The organism is Agromyces sp. Root81 (assembly GCF_001429165.1).
GTDB lineage: Bacteria > Actinomycetota > Actinomycetes > Actinomycetales > Microbacteriaceae > Agromyces.
In genome coordinates this window covers 612,623-627,827 of the sequence record NZ_LMIR01000004.1, presented here as the reverse complement: position 1 = coordinate 627,827, position 15,205 = coordinate 612,623, and the positions used below count along the sequence as shown (strand labels likewise).

Here is a 15,205-nt window from a genome sequence, read left to right as displayed (position 1 = left end):
CGCTGGTTAGCTACGTTCGGAATGGATAACCGCTGAAAGCATCTAAGCGGGAAGCCGGCCTCGAGATGAGATTTCCATCCCTTCGGGGGAGAGGCTCCCAGCCAGACGACTGGGTTGATAGGCCGGATGTGGAAGACAGGACTAACGACTGTCGGAGCTGACCGGTACTAATAAGCCGATAACTTGATAATCACTACACTCACACACGTTTGAAMATGTTCATGAAAAGGCCGTGTGAGTGGCCAAAGATACGCTCGCGTCCACTCTGTGGTTCCCTTCAGACGGAAACCCAACACAATTCAACACAGTTGAACCCGCACCACACACCCCGTTTCGGGTGTTCGTGGTGCGGTCACCGAGACCACACACCCACCCCAACCCRCGTGTTGGCGGGCGAGGTGTGGCAAGAGTTTCGGCGGCCATAGCGCGAGGGAAACGCCCGGACACATTCCGAACCCGGAAGCTAAGACTCGCAGCGCCGATGGTACTGCAGGGGAGACCCTGTGGGAGAGTAGGACACCGCCGGACATAATTTCGAAGAGAGCCGCCCAAGGTTGGGCGGCTCTCTTTGGTTTAACACGCCCCCGCCGCCCACCAGCACCCACACGCAGTACACACGAAACACAAAAGGCCGCCCACCGGGCGGCCTTTTCACGTTTCCGGGGACGAATCGGCCGAGATCACTAGTCTGAGATGCATGGGCAGTCGTCTCGCCGAAGCCATGAGCCCGTACCTGCGTGCCCACGCGGGGAACCCGGTGGACTGGTACCCCTGGGGCGAGGAGGCCTTCGCCGCTGCCGAGGACCGGGATGTGCCAGTGCTCATCTCGATCGGCTATGCCACGTGCCACTGGTGCCACGTGATGGCGCGGGAGAGCTTCAGTGACCCGGTGGTCGCGTCCCTGATGAACCGGGAGTTCGTCGCGATCAAAGTGGATCGGGAAGAGCATCCCGACGTCGATGCGAGCTACCTCGCGGCCGCTTCGGCCTTCACCCGAGAGCTCGGGTGGCCGCTCACCGTCTTCGCCACACCGGAAGGCCGGGCATTCTACGCGGGCACGTACTTCCCTCCGCGGGAGACGCGCGGCGTTCCCGCGTTCGGCCAGGTGCTCGCTGCCGTCGCCGGGGCCTGGCGGGAGCGCCGACCGCAGCTCGACGAGACCGCGGCGGCGGTGGCCGAAGCCCTGGCCGCGGCATCCGCTGTGGAGACGGAAGGTGCGCTCCCAGGAGGCGACCTGCTGCAGGCGGCCGTCGGTTCGCTCGCCGAACAGGAGGATCACCGTCATGGCGGGTTCGGCGGTGCCCCGAAGTTCCCGGTCGCGCCGGTGCTCGAATTCCTGGTCGAAGCGGGCGAGCCCGGCCGGTCGCTCGCCGCGCGCACCGTGAGACTCATGGGCGCTTCGCCGCTGCACGACCCGGTCGACGGCGGATTCTTCCGCTACGCCACGCAGGCCGACTGGACCGAGCCGCACTACGAGCGCATGCTCACCGACAATGCGCTCCTCCTCCGGGTCGCGACGGAGCTCGGGCGAGCGCGACCGGACGACGAGCACACGGTGTCGATCGCCGACGGGATCGCCCGATTCCTGATCAACCGGTTGCAGCTGCCGAGCGGCGGCTTCGCGAGCGCCCAGGATTCGGAGAGCGTGATCGACGGCGAACGGAGCGAGGGCGGCTACTACCGACAGGACGCAGGGGGGCGCGCACTCCTCGCCTCGCCGGCGCTCGACGAGAAGGTGCTCACCGGCTGGAACGGCCTCGCGATCGGTGCCCTGGCCAGGCACGGTTTCGTGCGGAACGACGTGCGGTCGGTCGACGCCGCCCGGCGCAGCGCCGAACTGCTGCTGGCATCGCATGTCCGCTCCGACGGCGGCCTCGTGCGAGCGTCGCTCGACGGCCGGGCCTCGCCGGCCGTCGCGACGCTCGAGGACACGGGCATGTTCGCCTGCGGTCTGCTCGAACTCGCCGCCGTGACCGGCGAGCCAGGTTACGCGGTCGCGGCCAGGCGCCTCGTCGATGCGGCGATGGCGGCCGCGAGCGATGACGGCCTCCCGTTCGCGGCGCCGGGCGGGGCGGATCCCGTGCTGAGCGCCCGCGGTCTCGAGCTGCCCGACGATCCGGCTGAGGGTGCTGCCCCGTCGGGGCTCACGGCGTGCGCGGATGCCGCGTGGCGGTTGTACGTGCTCGGAGCCGGCGACGGGTACCGGGTCGCCGCTGAGCAGGCGATGAGCTCGGTTGCCGGGATCGCACTGTCGCGGCCGCTCGCGTTCGGTGGCGCGCTCGCCCTGATGGCCCGGCTCGCGGCGCCGGTGGTGCAGCTCGTGACCGTCGTCGTCGAGCGCGACGCCGAGGCGGGCACCGGCAGCACCGAGACGGCGCTCCTCGCCGCAACGCGGATGCACGAGGCATCCGTCGCCCTGATCGTCGACGAGCGGCAGGCGCGTGAGTTCGCCGCGTCGGGATTCTCGCTGTTCGAGGCGCGCACGTCGCGGTCCGGCGCGGCGGCCGCCTATCGCTGTGAGGCGTTCGTCTGCGCCCTGCCGGTCGAGGACGCATCGATGCTCGGCGCCCTCGGGCTGCGGGAGTGAGAGCGGGTCGCACCGCGGTGCGCATGACAACTCCGCGATCCGTACGATGAGAGCATGACGCAGCCCGTGAACCCCCGGACCGGCATGATCGCGACTGCGGCGATCCTCGACGCGGTGCTCGTCGTCGTCTTCGTGCTGATCGGTCGGCGCAGCCACGCGGAGGGGCTCGATCTCGCCGGCATCGTGGTCACCGCGTGGCCGTTCCTCGCCGCCCTCGTGGTGGGCTGGCTCGCGGCGCGGGCGTGGCGGCATCCGCTCGCCGTCTGGCCGACCGGCGTCATCGTCTGGGCGGTGACCGTGATCGGCGGCATGCTGCTGCGCGTCGTGAGCGGGCAGGGCACGCAGTTCGCCTTCATCGTCGTCGCGACGCTGACGCTCGCCGCGTTCCTGCTCGGATGGCGGCTCAGCGCGCTGCTCGTGACCCGAACCCGCGCCCGCACCGCAGACGCCGCGCGAAGCGATCCGGCATGAACCCGATCGAGTGGCTCTTCGACGCCCAGCTCGTGATCGGCGACCAGGTCATCCTCTGGCGCGAGATCGTCGGCAACGCGTTCGGACTGGCGAGCGCGCTCGGCGGCCTCCGGCGCAAGGTCTGGGCGTGGCCCGTCGGCATCGTCGGCAACGCGCTGCTCTTCACGGTCTTCATGGGCGCCCTCTTCGAGACCCCCAACCCCGTGAACCTGCTCGGCCAGGCCGGGCGGCAGCTCATGTTCATCGCCGTGTCGATCTACGGCTGGGTGCGCTGGAGCCGGCACAAGCAGGTCAGCGACAGCGCGGTCGAGCCTCGATGGGCGAGCGCACGGGCGCGCATCCTGCTCGGGGTCGCACTCGTCGGCGGCACGCTCGTGCTGACGCCGATCTTCCGGGCGCTCGGCTCGTTCGAGCCGGTCTGGGCCGACGCATGGATCTTCATGGGATCACTGCTCGCCACCTGGGGCATGGCGAAGGGGTGGACGGAGTTCTGGCTGATCTGGGTCGCCGTCGACATCGTCGGTGTGCCGCTGCTCATCAGCGCGGGCTACTACGCCTCGGCCCTGCTCTACGTCTTCTACGGGCTCTTCACGATCTTCGGCTTCATCACCTGGATGCGCGTGCAGCGGGTCACCAGCGCGACGGCACCCGGTCGAGCACCAACCACACCGCCGAGCTGAGCTCGGGGTGCTCGAGGGCGATCTCGCGCAGCAGTTCGTACTCGAACTTCTGAACGTCGCCCTCGCGAGCGGCGGGGTGGTAGGCGCGCGCTCGCGCGCTGCGCCAGCGCTCGGAGTGCATGCGATCTTCACGCAGCGTCGCGACGACCTGTTCGTCGACCGACGGCAGGTCGGGCAGGAACACCCACGGGTCTTCGCCGAGGCGGCATCGGAGTTCGATGAGCGCCGAGAGCTCGTCGCGTGCGTCTTGACGCAACCGCTCCAGTGTCGTCGACTCTGCCATGCGCGCCTCCCCTCGACTCTTCTTGATCGTAATCAACGCTAAACGCACCGTGTGACGGGCGGGTTACAGAGCGCAATCCCACGTGTACGCCAGATGACGAATCGATGACGGCCGGCATCGTCCATTCGCCGGGTCACCTGCTTGAATGGTGCGCACTGCCGGGACGCGCACGACGGCCGGATCCGCTGGGCGAGTTGACGAGGAGTCTGAAGTGACGCAGTACCTGATCCTGCACGGCTACCAGAACCGGCGGCCCGACGGGCACTGGCAGCGGTGGCTCGCGTCCGAGCTCGAGGGGCGCGGAGCATCCGTTCGCCATCCCCAGCTTCCCGAGCCCGACGAGCCAGTGCTCGACGACTGGATCGCGGCGATCGAGACCGCACTCGACGGCACCGACCCCGGTTCGCTGACCGTCGTCTGCCACAGCCTCGGCTGCGCGGCCTGGCTCGCGTTCGCAGCACGGCGCGCAGCAGCGGGGCGCACGGATGCCGCGGCCGCGCGTCTGCTGCTCGTCGCACCGGCCTCGGACGCCGTGCTCCGGGGAATCCCCGAGCTGACGTCGTTCGCCGCCGACGGCGATGCCGTGCATGCCGCCGCCGACCAGGTGATCGTAGTGGCCGGCGATGCCGATCCCTACTGCCCGGAGGGGGCGGGCCGCGTGTTCGCCGCACCGCTCGGGGCGGAGCACGTCACGGTGCCGGGCGGCGGGCACCTCACGATCGACGACGGCTTCGGCCCGTTCCCGCTGATGCTCGACCTCCTGACCTCCTGGCCTCCTGACCTCCTGACCTCCTGACCTCCTGACCTCCTGCCCGCCGGCACGAGCAGCACGGCACCGGTGCGCTTGAATGGTCGGGTGAGCACCGAACCCGAACCCTCGCCCGTGACGGCCGCCGATGAGGCTCGCGCGGCCGAGCTGCTCGGCCGGCTCCGAGACGATCTCGTCGCCGCGGACTTCTCGGTCACGGCCCTCGACGCGCTCTGGGGAGAGGACGCCGCCGCGGCGCTCCACCGCGGCGAACGAGTCCCCGCGCGACGGGTGCTCGACGCCCGACGGGCCGAGCACGGGACATCCGCGGGACTGGCGACCCTCGCCGAGCTCTTCGTGCTCGGCGTCGCGGTGCCGCGCGGCGAGCTCGCCGAAGCGCTCCCGGGCCTCGGCCTCGCCGGGGCGGTCGAACTCGGGCTCGTGGGCGACGCAGCGGGCGCGGGCGACACGGGCGACCGGGCATCCGTTCGGGCGCGCCTCGACCTGCGTCCGTACGCGTTCACCGACGCCCGCGGCAGCGCGGAGTGGTGGATCATCTCCGACCTCGGCGAACTCGCCCTCGGGCACGCGCTCGGCGAGCACCACGTGCTCGGGGTCGGCGGTGCGTCGAAGACGCTCTCGGGGCTCATGCTGCCGACGACCGCGAAGCGGGTGCTCGATCTCGGCACGGGGTGCGGCATCCAGGCGATGCACGCCTCCCGGTTCGCCGAGCACATCGTCGCGACCGACATCTCCGAGCGGGCACTCGAGATCGCCCGGCTGAACCTCGCGCTGAACGGCATCGACGGCGTCGAACTCCGGCTCGGCAGCCTCTTCGAGCCCGTCGCGGGGGAGCGGTTCGACCGCATCGTCTCGAACCCGCCCTTCGTCATCACGCCGCGTCTCGACGGGGTGCCCGAGTACGACTATCGCGACGGCGGCATGGTGGGCGATGCGCTCGTCGAGGCGGTCGTCCGCGATGCCCACGACCACCTCGAGCCCGGCGGTGTCGCCCAGCTGCTCGGCAACTGGGAGTACCGCGACGGTGAAGACGGGCTCGACCGGGTCGGCGACTGGGCCGCCGCGCTCGAGCACTGGGTCGTCGAGCGAGAGGTGCAGCACGTCGCCGAGTACGCCGAGACGTGGATCCGAGACGGCGGCACGCGACCCGGCACCCCCGAGTTCGACCGGCTCTACGACGCCTGGCTCGACGACTTCGCCGCGCGCGGCGTCGAACAGGTGGGCTTCGGCTACGTGCTGCTGCGACGAGCGGATGCCGCGGCATCCGCTCGCTCGTCGGCCGCTGCCGCTGCCGCCGGTCTCGCCCGGCTCGAACGCCTGCACGGGCCGCTCGGCTCGAACGACGCCGGGCTCGGCGGCCACCTGGCCGAGTGCCTCGACGGTCACGACCGCCAGGCGGCGCTCGACGACACCGCGCTCGCCGCTGCCCGCTTCACCACCGCGGGCGACGTCACGGAGGAACGGCACTACTGGCCTGGCGACGACGATCCGACGGCGATGCTGCTGCGGCAGGGCGGCGGGTTCGGGCGCGCGATCAGCCTCGACACGGGGCTCGCGGCGCTCGTCGGAGCAAGCGACGGCGAGCTCTCGATCGGTGCGATCGTCGCGGCGCTCGCCCATCTGCTCGAGGTCGACGAAGCGGCGCTCGCGGCGGAGTTGCTGCCGGCGGTGCGCACGCTCGTCGACGACGGCATGCTGCGGTTCGCCGACTGAGTCGAGCGGCGGTCAGACGGTGCCGGCGGGCGGCCAGACGCCGATGATGACCGCCATCACGACGACGGTCACGAACTCGTGCCCGATGTTCAGGATGGTCAGGCCGGCAGGCCGGCCCTCGAACACGTCGTGCGTGATGAAGCGCGCGGCCGTGAACCCGGCCCACAGCATGAGGCCCGTCGTGATCGCCATGACCAGGTAGTTGCCGCTGAGCGCCGTCCACGCGACCTGGGTCGCGATCGCGAGCACCCACGCCGAGATGAAGCTCACGATGAGCGTCGTGAGGATCGGACCGACCGCCCCGCGATCGCCCGAATCGTCGACCTTCGCGACCCGCATCCAGTAGTTGCCGAAGACCTTCGGCGTGTACCAGATGGACCCGACGAGCATCGTCGACAGCGTGGCGATGATGACCGCCCAGTAGTTGACGTCGATCAGCATCTCAGCCTCTCCTGCCCGTCACGCGGTCGGTCCCTGAAATCTTGACGTTGATCAGCATCTCTGCCTCTCCTGCGGTTCATCCCGACAGTCCCCTGTGATCGCGACGTTGATCAGCATCTCTGCCTCTCCTGCGACCCGCTCGGGCCCCTGTGGTCGGCAGTCTAGACCCGCGTACAGCCGCGCCGCGGTATTCTCGTGGTCGCACATCGAAAGCGAGCCCATGCCCGACAGTCCGCTCTCCTCCTCACCGTACGAGGTGCTCGGCGTCGCGTCCGACGCGGACGACGCCACCCTGCGGCTCGCCTACCGGCGGGCGCTCCGGAGCGCGCATCCCGACACGGGCGGCGACGTCGTGCGGTTCCACGCCGTGCAGCTGGCCTGGGAGCTCGTCGGCACGCCCGATGCACGGGCGCTCTTCGACCGCGGAGCGCGAGGCGGCGCCGCGGCGCCGAGCCATGAGGCGTGGGCCCCGGCCGCGCCGAGGCCCCGTCGCGACTCGCGTCCGCTCGCCCGCACCTACGGCCACCCCGGCGGCCTCTCGCGCGAACGCTACCTCGGACTGATCCGCGAGTGGGTCGGTCGCGGAGTCGCCCTCGACGACCCCTATGATCCCGCGCTCGTGCGCGGTGCACCGCGGGACATCCGTCACGTGCTCGCCGACGCGCTCGCCGAGGAGGCGAGCGCCCGGTCGCTGTCGACGCTCGGCATCGCCTACACCGTGTGGCACGACGTGGCGACGGATGCCGCGGGCCACGGCCTGCCGCCGAAGCTCGACCACCTCGTGCTCGGTCCCACCGGACTCTTCGCGATCCAATCCGAGGACTGGGGCGGACCCGTCGCCATGAAGCGGGGCGAGCTCGTCGGCGAGGCGCTCGGCGGCGAACGCCCGATGCGCGCCCTCGCGGCCCGGGCGAAGGCGATCGGCCGCGCGGCCAAGGTCAAGCCGACCGCGCTCGTCATCGTGGTGCCCGACGAGCACGCCGAGGAATCGCTCGAACTCGGCGGCACCAATCGCGGCGCCGTCGTCGCGCTCGTGCGCCGGTCGCGCCTCGCGAGCGCGGTGCGAGAAGGCCTGCCGGGGTCGGCCCACCTCGGCGGCACCGAGGTGATGGAAGTGCGTTCACGCCTGCAGGCGGTCGTCCGGTTCGCGTAGCGCGCTCGACCGGTGTTGGATGGGGGGATGTCCGCAACGAGCACCGACGCCTACATCGCCGACTTCGCCGACTTCGTCCGCGCCTCCCCGTCGTCGTACCACGCCGCCGCCGAGGTCGCCCGCCGACTCGAGGAGGCGGGGTTCGAGCGACTCGATGAGCGCGCCGAGTGGCCGGCCACCGGCGGTCGCCGCGTGGTCGTGCGCGACGGCGCGGTCATCGCGTGGGTCGCGCCAGAGGCGGCCGACGGCACGACGCCGTTCCGCATCCTCGGCGCCCACACGGATTCGCCATCGTTCAAGCTGAAGCCGCGCCCGAGCTCGAGCTCCGAGGGGCTGCTCCAGGCCGGCGTCGAGGTGTACGGCGGGCCGCTCCTGAACTCGTGGCTCGACCGCGAACTCGAGCTCGCCGGCCGCATCGTCACCGCCGACGGCGCCACGCACCTCGTGCGCACCGGTCCCTTGCTGCGCATCCCGCAGCTCGCGATCCACCTCGACCGCGAAGTCAACAAGGGGCTGACCCTCGACAAGCAGCGACACGTGCAGCCGATCTGGGGCGCCGGCGCCGACGGTGACATCCTGGGCGTCCTCGCCGCTTCCGCGGGGGTCACGGCCGAGCAGGTCGTCGGCCACGACGTGCTCGTCGCCGATACGCAGACCCCCGCTCGGTTCGGCCTCGACGACGCGCTCTTCGCCTCGGGGCGCATGGACAACCTGAGCTCGGTCTACGCCGGACTCGTCGCCCTGCTCGCGGCCCCGAGCGATGCCGCGCACATCAGCGTGCTCGCCGCGTTCGACCACGAGGAGCTCGGTTCCGAGTCGCGCTCGGGGGCGAGCGGCCCGTTCCTCGACGATGTGCTCGTGCGCATCGGCGCCGGGCTCGGTGCCGGCGACGTCGAGCGCCGACGCGCCTACGCGGCATCCTGGATCGTCTCCTCCGACGCCGGCCATGCCGTGCACCCGAACTACCCCGACCGGCACGATCCCGCGAACCGGCCGGCGCTCGGCGGCGGCCCGCTGCTGAAGCTGAACGCGAACCAGCGCTACGCGAGCGACGCCGAGGGCGCGGGCTTCTGGACCAGAGTCTGCGCGCAGGCCGGCGTGCCGACCCAGCCGTTCGTGTCGAACAACGCGATTCCCTGCGGGTCGACCATCGGCCCGCTCTCGGCGACCCGCCTCGGCATCCGCACCGTCGACGTCGGCGTGCCGCTGCTGTCGATGCACTCGGCGCGCGAGCTCGCGCACGTCGACGACCTCGTGGCGCTCGGCGCCGCGGTCACCGCCTTCTTCTCGCCGGCGGCCTAGCGGCACCGGTCCGGCGTCACGCCACTTCGCCGCGGGCGTCCGAGCGCACCGCGGTGCGGGAGTCCAGTGCGAGTTCTTCGGCGTCGAGCGCGAAGAACAGCTCGCGCATGACCTCCTCGTTCAGGTGACCGGCGTCGCGCTCCTCGAGCACGACGGCGCGCCGGGCGGCGATCCACTGGCGGGAGAGCTCGGTGAACTCGGCGGGCGAGACCGTGGCGGCGGACTCCTCGTCGCTCTCGAGCCGGCGGCTCTTCGCGGCATCCGCCCTGATGCGCTGCTCGAAGCGGTCGATGACGCTGTCGGCGTGCTCCGCGCCGAAGCGCGCGCGCCACTCGTCGCGCCGGCTCTCGATGTAGGCGAGCCCCGCCTTGCCGCTGCGCCGCAGCACCGCCTGGATCTCCTTGCGGTCCTGCTCGCGCTCGTCGTCGGCCACGACCCCGAGCCGGCGGATCAGCGTCGGCAGCGTCGTCGACTGCAGCAGGAGCGTGCCGATGGTCACGACGAACGCGATGAGGAACACCGTGCTGCCCGCCGTCGGATCGGCCATCGTGGGGATCGCGGTCGCCGTGGCGAGGGTGACGACACCGCGCATGCCCGCCCACGAGATGACCGCGAGCTCCTTGGCCTCGAGCCTCGGCTCCACGCGATATCGGCGCCCGCGCCGCGCCCAGACGGGCGCCAGCCATTCGCCGAGGCGACGTGACACGGCATAGCCTCCGAACACCCAGCCGATGCGCACGACGATGACGGTCGCGAGCACCGCGAGCGCGAGGCCGACGTTCACCCCGAGCCCGAGCGGGCTCGACAGCACGTCCATGACGGCGGGGCTGAGCTGCAGCCCGATGAGTGCGAACACGAGGCCCTCGAGCAGCACGTCGATCGACTGCCACAGCGGCCGTTCCTGCTGGCGTGTGGCGTAGCCCGTCTTCGGGGCGTTGTACCCGATCAGGATTCCGGCGGCGACGACCGCGAGCACGCCCGACCCGCCGAGCCGCTCCGCGATCGCGTAGGCCGCGAACGGCACGAGCAGGCTGATGGTGCCGAGGATGACCGGGTCGTCGAGCCTCGAGCGCACGACGTTCACGAGCCAGCCGATGACGAGCCCGAAGCCGGTGCCGACGGCGACGGCGACGAGGAACGAGCCGATGCCGTCGAGCCAGGTGACGGTCGCCCCCGCGACGATGGCCGCGAAGGTGCGGAACAGGGTGATGGAGGTCGCGTCGTTGACGAGGCTCTCGCCCGAGATGACCGTCATGACCCGCCGGGGCAGGCCGAGCCTGCGGCCGACGGCGGCGGCGGAGACGGCATCGGACGGTGCCACGATGGCCCCGATCAGCAGCGCCAGCGGCAGGCCGAGCGAGGGGGCGATGAGCCACACCACCGCGCCGACCGCGAAGGCCGTGGCGATCGGCAGTCCGATGCCGAGACGACGGATCTGGCGGATGCTGCGCCGGAAGTTCAGGTACGTGACGTCGAGGGCGGCCGAGTACAGGAGCGGCGGCAGCACGAGGCTCAGCACGAGCTCGCCGTCGACGTCGATCTCGGGGATCGCCGGCACCACCGAGACGACGAAGGCGACCCCCATGACGAGCAGCGGTGCCGGCCAGCCGCGCCATCGGGCGAACGCGGTGATCGCGAGCGAACCGCCGAGCAACAGGAAGATCTCGCCGAGGTGCATGGACTCAGGGTAGGCGTGCCCACGCTCGCGTGCGAGTGGCCCGGCCGCCGCCACGGTGGCGGGATGTCGCGCGACGTCGGCGCGATTTCACCTGCCGCCGCGGCCGGCCCGATGACAGGGTGAAGAGCATGACCGAGACGACCACCGCATCGCAGCCCGCATCCGACTTCTTCGCGCACGTCGCCGACCGCGACGCGGCGGTCGCGCACTTCCGCGGTCGCCTCGGCTTCGAGGCCGACGTGTCGGATGTCGCGGCCGCGCTCGCCGCACCGGACCGCGGGTTCGTGCTCGTCGACACCCGCAGCGACGCGTCGTGGGCGCAGGGCCACGTGCCGGGCGCCATCCACCTGCCGGGGCGGCGCATCGCCGCCGAGGCCCCATCGCGGATTCCGGCGGGCACGCCCGTGGTCGTGTACTGCTGGGGGCCCGGATGCAACGGGGCGACGCGCGCCGCGCTCGCGTTCGCGCTGCTCGGCCACCCGGTGAAGGAGATGCTCGGCGGGTTCGAGTACTGGGTGCGCGAGGGCTTCGCCTACGACACCGCCGACGGGTCGGCGCAGCTCGCGCCCGACCCGCTCACGAACATCGCCGAGGCAGGGCTCGGCGGCGGCGCCGTCTCAGCCGACGCCATCAGCTGCGCCTGCTGACACCGGGGCGCACTGCACCTCGGCGTCCGCCGGCCGGGACACCGGCGGGCGCCGAGGTCGTCAGCACCGGGTCGCTCGCGGGGTCACCGCATCGGGCCTCGGCGGCTCTCGAGCCAGAGCGTGTGCTCCCGTAGGCCGTTGCGGACGGCGGCCTTGATGATCAGGTAGCCGATCCAGAGCATGAGGGCGAGCACCGCGAGGTAGATCGCGAGGCCGATGACGAGGCCGATGAGGCCGGCGCCCCAGAACAGCTCGGGGATGGTCGGGTCGGGGGTGTCCATCTGCACAGCGTGCCAGACGGTCGCGGGTCGCGCGAGAGTCCCGATCGGGGGTCACGAGCGGTTCGAGCCGGCCCTCAGCACTCGACGACGTTGACCGCGAGTCCGCCCTCGCTCGTCTCCTTGTACTTCGTCATCATGTCGAGGCCCGTCTGCCGCATGGTCTCGATGACGGTGTCGAGCGAGACCACGTGCGTGCCGTCGCCGTGCAGTGCCAGGCGCGCGGCGGAGACGGCGGTCGACGAGGCGATCGCGTTGCGTTCGATGCACGGCACCTGCACGAGACCGCCCACCGGATCGCACGTGAGGCCGAGGTGGTGCTCCATGGCGATCTCGGCGGCGTTCTCGATCTGCCGCGGGGTGCCGCCGAGCACGGCGCAGAGCGCGCCGGCCGCCATCGCGCACGCCGAGCCGACCTCGGCCTGGCAGCCGCCCTCCGCCCCGGAGATCGAGGCGTTCTTCTTGACGAGCGAGGCGATGGCCGCGGCGGTCAGCAGGTAGCGGCGGATGCCGGCGGCATCCGCGCCGGGCACGAATTTCAGGTAGTAGTGGCCGACCGCCGGGATGATGCCAGCCGCGCCGTTCGTCGGGGCGGTGACGACCCGCCCGCCCGAGGCGTTCTCCTCGTTGACCGCGAGCGCGAACGCCTGCAGCCACTCGGTCGAGGTGTCGCGGAGATGCTCGTCGCGGTCGTACTCCTCGAGGCGCTGTCGCACCAGGGAGGCGCGTCGCTTCACGCGCAGGCCGCCGGGCAGCGTGCCGTCGGCCGACAGGCCGTTCGAGACGCACTCGGCCATCGCCGCCCAGATCGCGTCGAGGCCGTCGTCGATGCCCTGCTCGCCGTGGACGGCGACCTCATTGTGGCGCGCCACGTCGCACAGCGAGACGCCGTGCTCCTCGCAGAGCGCGAGCAGTTCATCGGCGGTCGAGTACGGCAGCGGATGCCGCAGCGCCTCGGCCTCGGACGCCGTCTCGCCCTCGCGGCGGATGAACCCGCCGCCGACCGAGTAGTACGTGTCTTCGGCGAGGGGGAGCGGGTCGCCGCCCCAGGCCTGCAGCGTCATCGCGTTGGGGTGGCCGGGCAGGCGCGTGCGAGGTACGAGGGCGACATCGCCGCGCGCCATCCGTATCGAGTGCGTGCCGGCGATGAGCACGTCGGCGCCGTCGTCGCCGAGAACCGACCAGGCGCCGCGCACGGCGTCGGGATCGCAGTCGTGCGGTTCGAGGCCCGCCAGGCCCGCGATGACCGCGTCGGGGGTGCCATGACCGAGACCGGTGGCGCCGAGCGAGCCGTAGAGCGAGCACGTGATGCGGGTCACCCGGTCGAGCAGGCCCTCGCTCGCGAGTCGCTCGGCGAAGGCACGCGCCGCCCGCATCGGACCGACGGTGTGCGAACTCGAGGGGCCGATCCCGATCGAGAAGAGATCGAGGGCTGAGACGAACGCTGTCACGCTTCAAGCGTACGCGGAGCGGCGCGCAGCGTTGTGGCACCGACTCGCAGAATCATGCGCGTGCGGCGAATGCCGCGCTCGTTCGCCGCGCGATCGGGGGTGTTCGCGCACGCGGCCCATTCCGGGTGCGGGCAGCGCCGCCGGGACACGGTGCGCGGCTCGTAGGCTGGACGATGATGCAGACCGTCAACGCCTCCTTCGTCATCCGTCCGATCAGCGACGCCGAAGCCGCCGCCGAACCCGCCCTCATCGCGCAGGCCTTCGCGGCGGGCCCCTACGGGCATCTGCCCGTGAGCGCCGAGCGACGTGCCTTCGAGCGGGATGTCGCGGGCCGCGTGGCATCCGGCACCGTGCTCGTCGCCGTCGACGGCGAGTGGCTCCTGGGCACGGCGAGCGTGCTGCGCGCGGAGACGCCCTATTCGCGCGTGGCGCTGCCCGGCGAGGCCGAGGTGCGGCTCGTCGCCGTCGATCCGTCTGCCCAGGGCGCCGGCGTGGGCGAAGCCCTCATGCGGGCGAGCATGGAGGAGGCCGCCGGGTGGGGTGCCGAAGCGCTGATACTCGACACCGGCGACCGCAACCTGCGGGCGCAGGAGCTCTACGCCCGGCTCGGCTTCGAACGGCTGCCCGAGCGCGACGAGCACTTCGGCGAGGTCGTGGGCTTCGCCTACCGCTTCGCCCTGCAGGAGCGCGCCGACGTGCGGGTGCGCCTCATGCACGCCGATGAGACCGAGGCCGTGGCCGAGCTCGTCGAACGCGCGTACGCGATCGACTTCGAGCTGAACGCGGCCTACCGGGCCGACATCCTCGCGGTCGCCGAGCGGGCGCGCGATCACCAGGTCTGGGTGGCGACGGATGCCGCGAGCGGCGCGCTGCTCGGCACCGTGTCCACCCCCGTGGCTGGCGCCGCGATCTCTCCGCTCGCACGCGACGGCGAACTCGACTTCCGCTTTCTCGGCGTCGCGGCCGAGGCGCGGCGTCGAGGCATCGGCGAGGTGCTCGTCGAGCACGTGCTGCGGCTCGCGCGCATGCGCGGCATCGATCGAGTGGTGCTGAACACCGGCCCCGACATGGTCGCGGCCCAGCGGCTGTACGAGCGCCTCGGCTTCGCCCGGCTGCACGAGCGCGAGTTCACCTTCGAGCGCGCCGACGGCACGAGCTTCCTCATGCTCGCGTACGGGCGCGACGCCGACGTCGACGCCGTCCGGCGTGAGTCCGGTGCGGCCTGAGCCGCGTCGAGCTGAGCGGCCCGGGCGCCGGCGTCGTCAGGCCGTGGTGAGCGGCCCCGTGCGTGACATCCACTGTTCGGGCTGGTCGAGCGAGCGGAACCCGAACCGCTCGTAGAGGCTGTGCGCGTCGGCGGTCGTGAGGCCGATGCGCCGGAGGCCGAGGGGCTCGAGGGAGCCCATGATCTGCTCGACGAGCGCCACGCCGATGCCGCGGCCGCGCGCCTCGCTGTCGACGAACACGTCGCACAGCCAGGCGAAGGTGACGCCGTCGGTGATGACCCGCGCGTAGGCGAGCTGCGCGCCGCTCGCCCGGTCGTAGATGCCGTAGTTGCGCGAACCGGCGACCGCGGCCTCGAGTGCCGCACGTGAGCGACCCATCGCCCAGTACGACTCGTCGGCGAGCCAGGTGTGCACCCGATCGAGGTCGAGCCGTGCGGGGTCGTCGGAGAACTCGAAGTCGGCGGAGTCTGGCATTCCTCGATGCAACCGCACTGGCACGCGTGGGGCAACGGCCAATTCGAGGTCC

The 15,205-nt window shown here is 71.5% G+C and carries 15 protein-coding genes and 2 rRNA genes; 11 read left to right on the top strand and 6 right to left on the bottom strand.

Going from position 1 to position 15,205, the window contains the following annotated elements; translation table 11 throughout:
• From ASE14_RS19830 to pnuC, 5 genes are all read left to right on the top strand, one after another.
• Nucleotides 1–191: ribosomal RNA gene (locus ASE14_RS19830) — 23S ribosomal RNA — on the top strand; the annotation flags it as partial.
• Between the two features lie 220 nt (nucleotides 192–411).
• A 5S ribosomal RNA gene (gene rrf, locus ASE14_RS19825) occupies nucleotides 412–528 on the top strand.
• 169 nt (nucleotides 529–697) lie between these two features.
• Nucleotides 698–2,587 carry a thioredoxin domain-containing protein gene (locus tag ASE14_RS19820; protein WP_056659151.1) on the top strand — a complete coding sequence of 630 codons (1,890 nt, stop codon included), beginning with the start codon at nucleotides 698–700 and terminating at the stop codon, nucleotides 2,585–2,587.
• Nucleotides 2,588–2,641: 54 nt separating this feature from the next.
• Nucleotides 2,642–3,058, top strand: coding sequence for a DUF3054 domain-containing protein (locus ASE14_RS19815; protein WP_056659148.1), 417 nt, complete (start codon nucleotides 2,642–2,644; stop codon nucleotides 3,056–3,058).
• Nucleotides 3,055–3,738: a nicotinamide riboside transporter PnuC gene (gene pnuC / locus ASE14_RS19810; RefSeq protein ID WP_056659145.1), complete on the top strand. Its 684-nt coding sequence runs from the start codon at nucleotides 3,055–3,057 to the stop codon at nucleotides 3,736–3,738. Before ASE14_RS19815 ends, pnuC begins: the two co-directional genes overlap by 4 nt.
• Here pnuC and ASE14_RS19805 read toward each other — a convergent pair.
• Nucleotides 3,689–4,021 (bottom strand): hypothetical protein, encoded by a 333-nt coding sequence (locus ASE14_RS19805; RefSeq protein ID WP_056659141.1) that lies wholly within the window; start codon nucleotides 4,019–4,021, stop codon nucleotides 3,689–3,691. The genes pnuC and ASE14_RS19805 overlap by 50 nt on opposite strands.
• Before the next feature lie 211 nt (nucleotides 4,022–4,232).
• On the opposite strand from ASE14_RS19805, the gene ASE14_RS19800 reads away from it, so the two are divergent.
• On the top strand, nucleotides 4,233–4,817 hold the full coding sequence (locus tag ASE14_RS19800; protein ID WP_056659139.1) for an alpha/beta hydrolase: 585 nt from the start codon (nucleotides 4,233–4,235) through the stop codon (nucleotides 4,815–4,817).
• Between the two features lie 60 nt (nucleotides 4,818–4,877).
• Nucleotides 4,878–6,503, top strand: a complete 1,626-nt coding sequence (locus ASE14_RS19795) for a methyltransferase (protein WP_369816515.1) — start codon at nucleotides 4,878–4,880, stop codon at nucleotides 6,501–6,503.
• A 12-nt stretch (nucleotides 6,504–6,515) separates the two neighbouring features.
• Here ASE14_RS19795 and ASE14_RS19790 read toward each other — a convergent pair whose 3' ends face one another.
• Nucleotides 6,516–6,944, bottom strand: a complete 429-nt coding sequence (locus ASE14_RS19790) for a DUF1761 domain-containing protein (protein WP_056659136.1) — start codon at nucleotides 6,942–6,944, stop codon at nucleotides 6,516–6,518.
• Between the two features lie 220 nt (nucleotides 6,945–7,164).
• Between ASE14_RS19790 and ASE14_RS19785 the strand changes: the two genes are divergently transcribed.
• Together ASE14_RS19785 and ASE14_RS19780 are read left to right on the top strand one after the other, a co-directional pair.
• Nucleotides 7,165–8,097, top strand: coding sequence for a J domain-containing protein (locus ASE14_RS19785; RefSeq protein WP_056659132.1), 933 nt, complete (start codon nucleotides 7,165–7,167; stop codon nucleotides 8,095–8,097).
• Between the two features lie 27 nt (nucleotides 8,098–8,124).
• Nucleotides 8,125–9,399, top strand: a complete 1,275-nt coding sequence (locus ASE14_RS19780) for a M18 family aminopeptidase (protein ID WP_056659129.1) — start codon at nucleotides 8,125–8,127, stop codon at nucleotides 9,397–9,399.
• A 16-nt stretch (nucleotides 9,400–9,415) separates the two neighbouring features.
• Here the strand turns inward: ASE14_RS19780 and ASE14_RS19775 are convergent, their stop codons facing one another.
• The gene (locus ASE14_RS19775; RefSeq protein ID WP_056659126.1) at nucleotides 9,416–11,077 is read right to left on the bottom strand and encodes a sodium:proton antiporter; all 1,662 of its coding nucleotides are present in this window, start codon (nucleotides 11,075–11,077) and stop codon (nucleotides 9,416–9,418) included.
• 128 nt (nucleotides 11,078–11,205) lie between these two features.
• On the opposite strand from ASE14_RS19775, the gene ASE14_RS19770 reads away from it, so the two are divergent.
• Nucleotides 11,206–11,724 (top strand): rhodanese-like domain-containing protein, encoded by a 519-nt coding sequence (locus tag ASE14_RS19770; RefSeq protein ID WP_056659123.1) that lies wholly within the window; start codon nucleotides 11,206–11,208, stop codon nucleotides 11,722–11,724.
• A gap of 83 nt (nucleotides 11,725–11,807) precedes the next feature.
• Here the strand turns inward: ASE14_RS19770 and ASE14_RS19765 are convergent, their stop codons facing one another.
• Entirely contained in the window at nucleotides 11,808–12,005 is a 198-nt protein-coding gene (locus tag ASE14_RS19765) for a hypothetical protein (protein WP_056659120.1), read from the bottom strand.
• Nucleotides 12,006–12,079: 74 nt separating this feature from the next.
• Nucleotides 12,080–13,453: an L-serine ammonia-lyase gene (locus ASE14_RS19760; protein WP_056659118.1), complete on the bottom strand. Its 1,374-nt coding sequence runs from the start codon at nucleotides 13,451–13,453 to the stop codon at nucleotides 12,080–12,082.
• Nucleotides 13,454–13,626: 173 nt separating this feature from the next.
• On the opposite strand from ASE14_RS19760, the gene ASE14_RS20220 reads away from it, so the two are divergent.
• Nucleotides 13,627–14,679 (top strand): GNAT family N-acetyltransferase, encoded by a 1,053-nt coding sequence (locus ASE14_RS20220; protein ID WP_082601089.1) that lies wholly within the window; start codon nucleotides 13,627–13,629, stop codon nucleotides 14,677–14,679.
• A gap of 36 nt (nucleotides 14,680–14,715) precedes the next feature.
• Here ASE14_RS20220 and ASE14_RS19750 read toward each other — a convergent pair whose 3' ends face one another.
• Nucleotides 14,716–15,153 (bottom strand): GNAT family N-acetyltransferase, encoded by a 438-nt coding sequence (locus ASE14_RS19750; protein WP_056659115.1) that lies wholly within the window; start codon nucleotides 15,151–15,153, stop codon nucleotides 14,716–14,718.
• Nucleotides 15,154–15,205 lie beyond the last annotated feature (52 nt).